This window comes from Massilia psychrophila (assembly GCF_002760665.1).
In the GTDB taxonomy this organism is placed as follows: Bacteria; Pseudomonadota; Gammaproteobacteria; order Burkholderiales; family Burkholderiaceae_D; genus JAFCUW01.
Map to the genome: position 1 here is coordinate 25,610 of NZ_PDOB01000015.1, position 11,269 is coordinate 36,878.

Below are 11,269 nucleotides of genomic sequence, written 5' to 3' on the forward strand. Positions count from 1 at the left end.
GACAATAACCGGGTTTTTGCTTGCTCTTTTTTCAAGCGCCTTTTTTCCCTGGCGGCTCAGCCCTAGCTGATATACTGACGCCCCGCGAGCGAGCTGGTGTTCGTCCCTCCAGGGCGACGGTTCGGCGCGTATGACACGGGTACCCCGAACACGATGATCGACATTACGGCAGGTGCGGCCTTGGCCGCGGATTCACCGACAGCGGGACAGGACGCCGCCGCCGCCGCCGATTCGCTGCAGGCGCACTTCCACGCCGGCATTTCCGCCGACGAAATCGAGCAGGTTTTCCACCTCAAGCGCGCCCAGCCGACCTTGCAGGCGTTCACCGCGCTGTTCCACGGCGGCGCCGACGGCGTGCTGATTCGCCTGCTGGTGCTGCGCGAACTGGCCGCCGACAGCACCGCTTCGGCCTTCTCTCGCGCCGACATTAACCAGCGCCTGGCCTACCTGATCCCCGAAAGCCTGGAGACCGTGCTCACGCGCCTGCGCTCGCACGGCCTGTTGGCTTGGGACGCGCAAGCCGGGGTCTACCGCGTCACGCCGATGGCGCGCAACGTTCTCTCCGCGCTCGACACGCTGCTGTCGATGGGCGCCGCCGAGGACCAGGCCGAGATGGGCTTTTTGCTGTCGCAAGTGGCCGGCGCGCAGGCCGTCGGCGGCGTCACCGTGGAGCAGCTCAAGCACCTGCTGGGGCGCCTGGTCGACTTGACCGAGGAGTTCCGCGATGCGATCGCCTCCGGCTCCGAATTCCGGCTGCGCACCTCGCAGGCGAAGTGGCACATGGCCTGCGACTGGGTCGAAAAAGGCTCGCTGATCCTGCGCGCGATCACTTCGGACGAACGCGCCGACGCCGCCACTCACAAGGCGGCCCAGGCCATCGGCCGCGCCCAGAGCGCGCTGCTGAACATGCAAGGCATGTTTTCGCGCGCGTTGAACCAGATCGAGCGCCAGCGCGTACACCTTGGCCAGTCCGGGCTGTCGACTACCGACGTCAAGCGCTGGCTGCTGGCGCACGACGACTTGTCGAGCCTGGCCCGGGGCGCGATCGACCGCCCGCTGGTGCCGCTGTTCGGCACCCCGGCCGAGATGATCGACGTCGCCGAAACCGAACTGCTGGCCGAGCGCAGCAGCGTGGCCGGCCCGGCCTGTCTGCCGACGGGCGAAGATGCGCCGCTCACCGTCAACGACGCGCCGGCGATCCAGGTCGAACTCGACGACTGGCTGGCGCGCCTGTCGGACTTTGCCAATCTCGGCAATTTTCCCAGCTTTTCCGGGCACGGCCCCAAGTCGGTGCCGATCCAGGATTCGCTGCTGCCGGCCAGTTTTGCCATCGCCTCGTACCGCGCCTCGCTGCTGCCGCTGTTAGGCGACGTCGCCGAAGCGAGCCTGCAAGGCGCCACCGCGCAACTGGCGCGCCTGCCGATCACGTTTGCCGCCACCGACGACATGGTCGAGCTGAACGATCCGCACGTCGCCGCCATGTCGCTGGCCACCCTCTCACTAGACCTCGAAAGCGGCCCGTTCGATGAATGACGATTCCCAGATCCTGATTGCGCGCCTGCTCACGCACCAGACGCTGCGCCGCGACGACAAGATGGTCAAGCGCGTGCTGTCGGACGAACTGTTTCGCGCCGAAGTCGACAAGCGTCTGCTCGAGTCGGGCCTCAAGTTGCTGGACAACGTCTACGCCGACCACGTCACGCTGGCGCTGCACCGCGCGGTCGAGCCGAAGATTTTCGGCGCCAAGGACATCTGGCAAAACAATAACTTCGGCCTCACGCGCGACGGCGTGGCGCTGTTGGTGGTGCTGTGGGCGCAGATCATCCTGCCCAAGCGCGAACGCCAGGAAACCCACCAGAACGCCGACGACGACCAGAACGACCTGTTCGACAAAGACCGCCCGATGCCGCGTGCCGAAGACACCTCGATCGGCATCTCGTACACCGCGCTGCTGTCGGACTTCGGCGACAAGCTGGGCAAAAAAACCCGGATGGACATGAACCTCGGCACGCTCGCCAAGCTCGGTTTCATCGAGCGGCGCGCCGATCTGATTCTGGAAGGTCCGCTGCTCGACCTGATGATGGATACCGACACGCTCAAGGAGCGCATCATCAACGGCGCACTGGCCGACGTGTTCAAGCGCGCGCCGATCATGGTGGCGGTGCCGCGCGCGGTGAGCGCCGATCCGGTGGCCGGCCTTGCGGTCGATGCCGAGGCCGAGGCCGATGTTAAACCCATTGAACCCTTTGATCCCTTCGATCCCGCCGACACCCCAACCTGAGAGCCGCCATGTTCCACATCAAATCGCTAGAACTGGTCCATTGGGATTACTGGCAGCGCATCAAAAACATTCCGCTCGACGCCAAGATCATTACCATCGCCGGCCAGAACGGCTCCGGCAAGACCACCTTGCTCGATGCGCTGCGCACCCTGTTCGGCCTCGATTGCTCGATGGGCCGCACCTATAAGCATTACGCGCGCCACTCCGGCCAGCAAAACGCGTGGATCCGCGCCGTGGTCGACAACAAGGCGGTCGGGCGCCAGCTGTCGAACCGGCCGTTTCGCAGCTCGGGCTTTTTCAGCGACGACGAAGTGACGCTGTTCTGCCAGATCCAGAAAAACGGCGGCGACTGGAAGCGCCAGTATCTGATGCGCCCGGGGAATATCCAGATCGAGGAAGTGGCCGATGCCAGCGATTGGCTCGGCGTCGAGAACTACCGCAAGCGCCTGGCCAATGCCGGCCTGTCGCCGGCGATGGCGAAAGTGCTGGCGCTCGAGCAGGGCGAGACCGACAAGCTGTGCGAATATGCGCCGCGCCAGCTGCTCGACCTGGTGTTCCAGGTGTTCGGCGACAAGGAGGTGCTGGACGCCTACGATGAAGCCAAGCGCCACCAGCGCGATACCGAAACGGAGCTGAAGCGCTTCGAGACCGAGCTGGAAGCGTCGCGCACCAACCTGGAAGGCCTGCGCCTGCGGGTGGCCAATTTCCACCAGTGGGAAGACCTGCACAAGGAGCGCCGCAACCTGCTCGAGGAAGTGCTGCCGAGCCTTGAATACCACGAGGCGCGCGAAAAGGCCGGCGCGGCCAGCCGCCAGCTGCGCGACGCCCGCAAACCGATGGCGCAGGCCGACTCGCAGCTGATCGACAAGCGCAACGCGCTGGCCAGCCAGGTTCGCGCGCTGACCGACGCCCAGCAGCAGGAAACCCTGCTCGAACAGGAAGCGGCGGTGCTGGCAAGCCGCCTGGCGCAGGTGAACGGCAAACTCAAGCCGCTCGACGGCTTGCTTGAACAGAAAGAGCGCTTGCGCAAGCTGGCGGCCGATGCGGGCGCCGACATCGCCGAAGTAGCGGCCCAGTTAGACACCAAAGAGGCTGAGCTGGCGCGTCAGAAGGGCGCGCGCGATACGCTGGCTTCACGCATCGCCGGCGACAAATCGACCGTCTCGGCGCTGCAGGGCAAGAGCGCGATGCCGGAACCGGAAGCGGTGCGCGGCATGCGCCGGGCGCTGCGCGACGCCGGCATCGCCCACGCGATGCTGTCCGACATCGTCGAAGTGACGGACGCCAAGTGGCAGGGCGCGGTCGAAGGCGTGCTTGGCGGTTATGCGTCGGTGGTGCTGCTCGAGCATTCGAAAGACGCCACCGCCGCCTACAAGCTGGCCGAGAGGGAGCGCTATCGCCACTTCATCGTGCCCGAGTGCGTCAGCGCCCCGGTCTCGAAAGACGACAGCCTGTTGTCGGTGGTGCGGTTCTCGGCGCCGGCGCCGTCGTGGCTGATCGACCAGCTGGCGCGCATCGACCGCGTCGATTCGGTCGAAGCCGGTTTTAAACTGTCGACCGACGAATGGATCACACCGGACGCCTACCACCGCGAACGGCGCGGCGGGCGCTCGCTGTTCGTCGAAGCATCGCGTTATCGTTTTGGCCAGGCCGGCCGCACCGGGCGCCTCGAAGCTTTGCTGCGCTCGCTGCCGGCGCTCGAAGCGCAGGAAGATACGCTGACGCTGGCAATCAGCAAACTGGCTGGCGAAGTGGGCGCGCTGAAGGCGCGCATCGCCGGCGTCGACGCGGCCAAGGAGCTGGCGGCGCGCCACGCCGAATTCGAGGAAGCGGCGCGCAACAGCGTGCCCTTGAAAGCCGAACGCTTGACTGTCGGTTCGCGCCTGGGCGAACTGCAGGCGCTGACCAAGGCCGCCATCGTTGCGCGCACCCGCGCCGACACGGTGTGGCAAAACGCCCGCATGGCCTTGTCGGAAGCCGAAGCCGGGCTGCGCCTCGGCCACAAGCGCCAGATCGAGCAACGCGTCGAGCACGCGAAAACGCTGGCCGAACTGCGCCGCGCCTGGCGCCACCTGCCGTACTCCTGGCGCCGCCCGGCGCGCCGGGCGTCGCTGGTGGCCGAACACCAGAACGCCCACCAGGTCGACCTGCGCGTGTCGTCGCTGCAGCACAGCCTGGCGCGCGACGACTGGGAACTCGACGCCACCGTTATCGACCAGCACGGGCGCCTCGGCGAACAGCTGCAGGGCCGCCAGAATGAAACCGACGAGCGACGCTACCAGAACAACCGTGCCATCGAGGCGACCGGCAATGCGCGCGGCGCCTACATCGAGCGGCTGCGCTACACCGTCAAGGCCTACAGCAAGAACATCAAGGAGTTGGGCGAACTGGCCGGCATCGATGTCCATGCCGACCCGGTGCGGCTGGAGAATGACGACGTGCAATTGTCGCAGGCAGGCTTGCACGTGCGCTTCAAGTTCGACGGCAAGGACCAGATCGGGATGAACGACGGCGAGGCGTCAGGCGGGCAGCAGGTGATGAAGTCGCTGGTGCTGCTGATCGGCTTGTTGAAGTCGGAAGACGGTTCCGGCGGTTTTGTCTTCATCGACGAACCGTTCGCCCACCTCGACATCCGCAACATCCAGCTGGTCGGCGAGTTCCTCAAGAACACCGAGGCGCAATACCTGATGACAACGCCGCTGACGCACAATACCGACGTCTACGACCCGTCCGAGCTGACTTTAATTACCAGCAAGAAGAAAAAGGACGCGCCGTGGGCGCAGCCGATTTTTGTGCTGCAGCGGCGGGTGGCGGCACCGGTGAAAACGGCAGCGTGAAGCTGCGTCGTCCTGGCGAACGTTCGCCAGGACGATGCAGCTTACGGCAGTCCCGCCTTCGCCGCCTTTTTCAACCTCAACCGCCAGCGCAGCACCCCTGCCGAAAACGTGCCGAAATATCCCCCGGTCACCCCAACCGCGAGCATCGTCAGCAAGCTGTCGGTAAACCGCGGCGGCGGCGTGTTGCTGCCCTGGTTCGCGTACATCTCGAAGCCGAGGTACAGGATGCGGGCGGTGAACAGCATCGCGATCAGGATGCCGAGGCGCGCGTTCGGCGTGAAGTAACAGCCTTCGTCGGTATCCTCGAAGCGCGTCAGGCGCAGGCCCCAGACGCCGTAGGCGACACCAAAAACGGCGCCGAGCGCCAGCCAGCCGAGCATCGGCGGGCGCGATACCAGTTCGGACGCCGGCACCAGCACCATCGCCAGGAACACCCCCAGCCCGGTCCAGTGGCGCGACATGATCGAACGCTGGCGCGCCATCATCGTCTTCAAGCGCGAGTAGACGCGCCATACCAGGAACGGGGTCAGTACCAGCAGGGCCAGGGTGGTCAGGTTCATCGATTCGGATTTCATGTGGCAAGGGCAATAGGGGGGCGCCGCCCTGCCGGCGCAGCGGGCCGCGTACGTCATGTAGTCGCCGGCAAGGACGCCGGACATCGACGGCGCCATTGTAATCGACAGAACGCGCCGACTGTAGCGCTTGCGGCGCCCGCGGCGGCCATGCGACTACTTCATCGATTGACAAGGTGTCCACGAATGCGCAACATGCGTGATCCAAAACACGCCGCGCACGACGGCGTATCATACGGGGACCATCCATGCAAAAACACTTCACTATCGTGCCGCTTACTCTTTCCCTGATCGCCTCCATGCCGCAGGCGTACGCCCAATACCAGCTGCCGCCGGCGCCGCTGCAGGCAATCGTCGACGCGCCGCGCGCACCAGGCATGAGCCTGTCGCCGAGGCGCAATCTGGTCGCCATGATTGCCACCCCGGCGTTGCCGGGCATCAATGAAGTGGCCCAGCCTGAACTGAAGCTGGCCGGCATGCGCATCAATCCGCGCACCTATTCGCCGAGTCGCTTCAGCTTCGGACTTGACCTCGCCTTGCTCGACGTCGGCACGCAGGCCGAAAGCAAGGTAGGCGGCCTGCCGGCGCCATTGCGCCTGGCCGACAGCGCCTGGTCGCCGGACCAGCGCTACCTGGCGTTCACCCATGTGGCGTACTCCGACAAGACCGCCGAATCGAAGGTCGAGCTGTGGCTGGTCGATATCGCTACCCGCATGGCAAAAAGACTCACTCACCAGCCGATGTCGTACGTCGCCGGCGCCGGTTTCAGCTGGCTGCCCGATTCGAGCGCCCTGCTGGTCAACCTGAAGCCGGCCGCCATCGGCAAGGTGCCTTTGGCGACAGGCATTCCGAGCGGTCCCGCCACCCAGGACAGCCAGGCGAACCTTGGTGCGCGCCAGTTGCGTACCTATCCCGACCTGCTCAAGAACGAGGAAGACGCAAAACTGTTCGAACATTACGCGACCGTTCAACTGGCGCTGGTCGACCTGGCCGGCAAGACCCGGATGATCGGCGCGCCCGATCTGTTCATCGGCGCGCGCGTGGCGCCAAATGGCAAGTACCTGCTGACGCAGGCGATGCAGCGGCCCTTTTCGTACGTGGTGCCGGCGTCCGGTTTCGCCCGCCGCATCGATGTGCGCGACCTGTCCGGCAAGGCGGTGCACCTGGTGGCGAACAAGCCGCTCCAGGAAGGCCTGCCGCCGGGGAACGACGCGGTATCGACCGGCGTGCGCGATGTCAGCTGGCGCGTCGATGCGCCGGCCACGCTGGTATGGGCCGAAGCGCAAGACGGCGGCGACCCGGCAATAGTGGCGGAAATCCGCGACATCGTCTACGCGCAAGCGGCGCCGTTCGCCGACAAGCCGGTGGTGCTGGCGAAATTAGGTTCGCGTTTCGACGGCATCCAGTGGGGCCGCGGCGACCTGGCCCTGCTGTCGGAAGGTTGGTACAAGACGCGCGCGGTCAAGACGTGGCGCATCGCGCCGGACCAGCCGGAAGCCAAGCCCGAACCGGTGTTCGCCTACTCGGCCGAGGACCGCTACAACAATCCCGGCCACCCGGTGATGCAGCCCGACGCCGCCGGCTTGCCGCGCCTGCTGATCGGGCCTGACGCCACCATCTTGTTAGATGGCGCCGGCGCGTCGAACGACGGCGACCGGCCGTTCATCGACCGCTTCAGTCTTACCACCAAAAAGAAGGAGCGTCTGTTCCAGAGCAGCGCGCCATTTTACGAAAACATCGTCTCGGTATTGAACGACGACGGCACGCGCTTGTTGACGACGCGCGAGTCGCCGCTTGAACGACCAAATTTTTTCGTGCGCGATTTGACACAAAGCGGCGCGGCGCAACTGACGGCGCTGACCCGTTTCCCGCATCCGACGCCGCAACTGAAAGACGTGCAAAAAGAGCAAATCCGCTACAAGCGCGCCGATGGCGTCGACCTGACCGCGACCTTGCTGCTGCCGCCCGGTTACGAGGCCAGGCGCGACGGCCCGCTGCCGATGCTGATGTGGGCTTATCCGCAGGAGTTCAAGAGCGCCAGCGCGGCCAGCCAGACCACCGGTTCGCCGTACCGCTTCAATGCGGTAAGCTTCTGGGGTCCGGCGGCCTTCCTGGCGATGGGCTACGCGGTGCTGGACAACCCATCGATGCCGATCGTCGGCGCCGGCGACGCCGAACCGAACGACACCTACCTGGCGCAGCTGGTGGCCGACGCCCAGGCGGCGGTCGACGAAGTGGTGCGGCGCGGCGTGGCAGAACGCCACCGCATCGCCATCGGCGGCCATTCGTACGGCGCCTTCATGACCGGCAACCTGCTGGCGCACACCCGTCTGTTCCGCGCCGGGATCGCGCGCAGCGGCGCCTACAACCGCACGTTGACGCCGTTCGGCTTCCAGTCGGAAGAGCGGCCGTTCTGGACGGCGCAAGAGGTCTACCACGCCATGTCGCCGTTCAATAACGCCGACAAGATCAAGGACGCGATGCTGATGATTCACGGTGAACAGGACAACAATCCCGGCACCTTTCCGATCCAGAGCGAGCGCATGTTCCAGGCCATCAAAGGCCTGGGCGGCACCGCGCGGCTGGTAATGCTGCCCAACGAGAGCCACGCCTACCGCGCGCGCGAATCGATCATGCAGATGCTGCACGAAACCAACGCCTGGCTCGACAAATACGTCAAGAACGCCAAGTAGGGTCAGGTAGGCGCAGGCAAGGGGTCAGACCCCGGTGTTGTTTTCTTAGGGGCTCGGCGTCCCCGTCTGACCCCGGTTGCGTTGAAGCCGGCAGACCCGATAGCGCTTTCAACGTATCCGACCCCGGTTGAGCTTCTGCAAACCTGGGGCAGGCCCTGGTTTTGTTTTTTAGGGGCTTGGCGTCCTCGTCTGACGGGAACGCCAAGTCACGGGTTGCGCCGAAGCCGGCAGCCCTGGTATTTCAGGCGCTCCGACCCTGCATCGGCCGGCAGCGCACACCCGGTCCTGCCCCGTTGCGCTACCTTATCAGTCACCGCTCTCGCGTTGAATTCGGTGTGATGAGCGGCGTCTACTGAGTCGGCCCATAAAAAAGCCCGGGCGATATGGCGTCGCCTGGGCTTTCCGCGGTGGCTTGCCGCCATTTCGATAGTGGCCGATTGCTAACGTCGGCCTGCAGCATTAGGCGTATCAGGGGGCAAGTGCCCAAGTCCACTCCGGAAGGATAATGTCCGGTTCACGCTGCGCCCCCTGCTCGCACAAAGCATGCAATTCACTGGCGCGCGATGCGCTGGCGATTCACTATTGTTCGATCCCCTTGAAAGTGCCTTTTTGGAACTCGTTGCACAAGTGACAGTTTTTCAGACTATCGAATCGAATCGAATTTTACGGCCATTTGCGCGGGCTTGGCGACGTCTACATTGCGCGGGGAAACCCGCAAGGCTACGATCGGCAGCGTATATCCATTTTGTAGCGTTTTTTCGCGTCCCTGGAATAGGCGATCCGGCACTCCTTGGTCGAATCGGGGAGCCGCTGGGATAGGATAAAATCTTGCCCCTCGCCGTAGAAGCAGGCCATCCAATTTCCCTCTGGTCCTGGCCGCATGTCCGTCCACACGGCCTCGGATTGCCGGCCGGCACCTGACGGTTTCTGCTCTGCCATCATCGATGGCGGGCCGTACATCAGGCCGGCTCCAGTCAGCAGCACAGCCTTTCTATACTCGAAAGGCACGAAGCCCTGCCACCCTGCTGGCGAGCGGGTTATCTGAATGGCCTCGCGCGGGAGCTCCTTCGGACATGCGATGCGCTGCTCGGTAGCGTGGGCATCGTGCATTGCCCACCATCCAATCGCCAGCACGATGAAAATATTTCGGAGCATGGTCAGCACGCTCATTCGTCACCTCGATTCGATGGTAGAAAAAGCCTCAGCGGTATTGCTGGCGTTCCACCAAGACCCGTCCGTATTCTGCTTCATGTGACGCGCAGGGATGAATTGCTCCTTAACGGGCCGCGGCTTTTGGTCCAGCTTGTCCGACCACTGACCCATTGCCCAAAACCCTGTTCCCGGCGCGCCGTGTCGCATAAAAAGCGCAGCGTGATTGCCGGTTTCCTTGTTTGGATAGCGGGCGTGAACGAATGTTGCGATCGCAGTTCCTGGTCGGATATTAGAATTATCCAGCACTTTATCTCCGGGCTTCCATGCGCGGTGATTTGGCACTCCAGCGTAGAATTGGACGAGCGCGACGCACTCAGTATTCCCCACTTTCGGGGTACCGCCAAGGGTACTCACACCTGGGTAGATGTAGGGCATCTTAGCAAATCCTGTTGCTCGACAAGTCCCAGCCGCCGGCCGTATTGCCGGCCGAGCCGCCACTGACCTTCTGCTGTGAATACTTCCACTTCACTTTGGCGAACTTGATTCCCACCAGTTCGGTCAGGATTGCACCGGGCTCGATCGCGGGCGCAACGTGGGCAATGAGGACGCTGGTCAGCTCGATTTCAAAGTAAAGCACCCGCTCACCGGCGCCGTCCGCGCGCAAGAACTCGAATTTGGCCTTCGGAAGAGTGCGCCCGGACGCGCAGCTCTGCATCAGCAGCGGCGATGACAGGTCGGCGATCTTGATGAGAGAAATATCGGTCATGTCACAGCGCTCGGCCGAGTGCCCGCCTGCTGTGGACGATGTCGCATTCTTCCGGCTGGGACATGGCCCAGTTTACCGACTGGCACTCGATCCAGCCATTGTGCCGGTCGTCAGTCGATTCGCCCTTGATGCCTTCGATGTGCAGATACACGTCGATCGCCATAGTTCCTCCGTAGAATTGGCCACTCCTTATTATTGGGCGGTATTCTCCCGGCAAATTGCTCATGCGCAATAAACTTATTGGCGCCGCCCCTTTGACGAAACTTTATGCATGGAGTGTTCGCGCGCTTGCATTTCGCGCTTGAGCATTCGCAAGCGTAGTGCAAAACAAGTCTTTCGGTTCGTTATCGGACTGACGCTGTGCCGGCACTAATCGGTATCTCGATTAGGTGGAGAGTTGGTGGTTTAAATATCGAATGAGCGTTTTTCAAAAAGTACAAGTTGCATCTTTAAGGGGGGTGAGGCGCTTAACCGTTTCTTCATGGAACCCCTCGAGGCCATATTGTCCTTTATTAGGATATTTACCAAATCGGGACCATCTCAACCTTACCCCGGTTGAGCTAAAGCCCACGGATAAGATTTTTCTTTTGAGCGATCCGACCTGGCTTCAGCCTGCAGCGCACGCCCGCCTCCTTGCCCTTCCGTACCGGTCCCCGCCGTCCAATTATGGTAACGTCAACCCTCAACCAACGGGAGCGACGACCATGAATCCATCAGTTATCCAGGCGCACCGCGCGCCCGACCCGGTGCCGGCCGACGAGCCGACGCCCGAGCCGTTCGACAATCCCCACCCCCACCATCCGCCGGTCCACACCCCGCAGGGCGACGACCCGGTGCCCGACCCGAAGCCGATCGTCTCGTTCACCTGATCGGTAACGATGAGGATGATGGCAGGTATGAAGCCGAGATAAGGATCTATCGGACCGCTTGAATATCGGGTCTGCCGGCTTCAGCTCAACCTGGGTCAG

Annotated in this window: 8 protein-coding genes and 1 pseudogene; 5 read left to right on the forward strand and 4 right to left on the reverse strand. The window is 63.5% G+C overall.

Translation table 11 applies throughout. The annotated features are described in order from the left end of the window. Positions 1 to 153: 153 nt before the first annotated feature. The 3 genes from CR103_RS11260 to CR103_RS11270 are packed head-to-tail and all read left to right on the forward strand — an operon-like array spanning position 154 to position 5,118. Positions 154 to 1,533 carry a hypothetical protein gene (locus CR103_RS11260; protein ID WP_229443010.1) on the forward strand — a complete coding sequence of 460 codons (1,380 nt, stop codon included), beginning with the start codon at positions 154 to 156 and terminating at the stop codon, positions 1,531 to 1,533. Beyond that, complete coding sequence (locus CR103_RS11265; protein ID WP_099916082.1) at positions 1,526 to 2,281, forward strand: hypothetical protein; 756 nt, start codon at positions 1,526 to 1,528, stop codon at positions 2,279 to 2,281. The genes CR103_RS11260 and CR103_RS11265 overlap by 8 nt, the downstream gene beginning before the upstream one ends. Before the next feature lie 8 nt (positions 2,282 to 2,289). Beyond that, a complete protein-coding gene (locus CR103_RS11270) occupies positions 2,290 to 5,118 on the forward strand; it encodes an AAA family ATPase (protein WP_099916083.1) in 2,829 nt (942 codons plus the stop codon). 41 nt (positions 5,119 to 5,159) lie between these two features. Here the strand turns inward: CR103_RS11270 and CR103_RS11275 are convergent, their stop codons facing one another. Further along, complete coding sequence (locus CR103_RS11275; protein WP_229443011.1) at positions 5,160 to 5,777, reverse strand: CcdC protein domain-containing protein; 618 nt, start codon at positions 5,775 to 5,777, stop codon at positions 5,160 to 5,162. Between the two features lie 161 nt (positions 5,778 to 5,938). On the opposite strand from CR103_RS11275, the gene CR103_RS11280 reads away from it, so the two are divergent. Continuing rightward, on the forward strand, positions 5,939 to 8,383 hold the full coding sequence (locus CR103_RS11280; RefSeq protein WP_099916084.1) for a S9 family peptidase: 2,445 nt from the start codon (positions 5,939 to 5,941) through the stop codon (positions 8,381 to 8,383). 720 nt (positions 8,384 to 9,103) lie between these two features. On the opposite strand, the gene CR103_RS11285 is transcribed toward CR103_RS11280, so the two are convergent. From CR103_RS11285 to CR103_RS11290, 3 genes and pseudogenes are all read right to left on the reverse strand, one after another. Then, complete coding sequence (locus CR103_RS11285) at positions 9,104 to 9,553, reverse strand: STY0301 family protein (RefSeq protein WP_099916085.1); 450 nt, start codon at positions 9,551 to 9,553, stop codon at positions 9,104 to 9,106. Positions 9,554 to 9,556: 3 nt separating this feature from the next. Next, complete coding sequence (locus tag CR103_RS24105; protein ID WP_143752582.1) at positions 9,557 to 9,970, reverse strand: BPSL0067 family protein; 414 nt, start codon at positions 9,968 to 9,970, stop codon at positions 9,557 to 9,559. 1 nt (position 9,971) lies between these two features. After that, positions 9,972 to 10,464 (reverse strand): annotated as a pseudogene (locus CR103_RS11290) (Hcp family type VI secretion system effector). Positions 10,465 to 11,005: 541 nt separating this feature from the next. On the opposite strand from CR103_RS11290, the gene CR103_RS22645 reads away from it, so the two are divergent. Continuing rightward, positions 11,006 to 11,170, forward strand: a complete 165-nt coding sequence (locus tag CR103_RS22645; protein WP_180279354.1) for a hypothetical protein — start codon at positions 11,006 to 11,008, stop codon at positions 11,168 to 11,170. Positions 11,171 to 11,269 lie beyond the last annotated feature (99 nt).

Bases quoted from the DNA above. Each gene is read 5' to 3' on its own strand.
- CR103_RS11260 (WP_229443010.1), top strand. From the start codon at position 154: ATGATCGACATTACGGCAGGTGCGGCCTTGGCCGCGGATTCACCGACA.
- CR103_RS11265 (WP_099916082.1), top strand. From the start codon at position 1,526: ATGAATGACGATTCCCAGATCCTGATTGCGCGCCTGCTCACGCACCAG.
- CR103_RS11270 (WP_099916083.1), top strand. From the start codon at position 2,290: ATGTTCCACATCAAATCGCTAGAACTGGTCCATTGGGATTACTGGCAG.
- CR103_RS11275 (WP_229443011.1), bottom strand. From the start codon at position 5,777: ATGTCCGGCGTCCTTGCCGGCGACTACATGACGTACGCGGCCCGCTGC.
- CR103_RS11280 (WP_099916084.1), top strand. From the start codon at position 5,939: ATGCAAAAACACTTCACTATCGTGCCGCTTACTCTTTCCCTGATCGCC.
- CR103_RS11285 (WP_099916085.1), bottom strand. From the start codon at position 9,553: ATGAGCGTGCTGACCATGCTCCGAAATATTTTCATCGTGCTGGCGATT.
- CR103_RS24105 (WP_143752582.1), bottom strand. From the start codon at position 9,970: ATGCCCTACATCTACCCAGGTGTGAGTACCCTTGGCGGTACCCCGAAA.
- CR103_RS22645 (WP_180279354.1), top strand. From the start codon at position 11,006: ATGAATCCATCAGTTATCCAGGCGCACCGCGCGCCCGACCCGGTGCCG.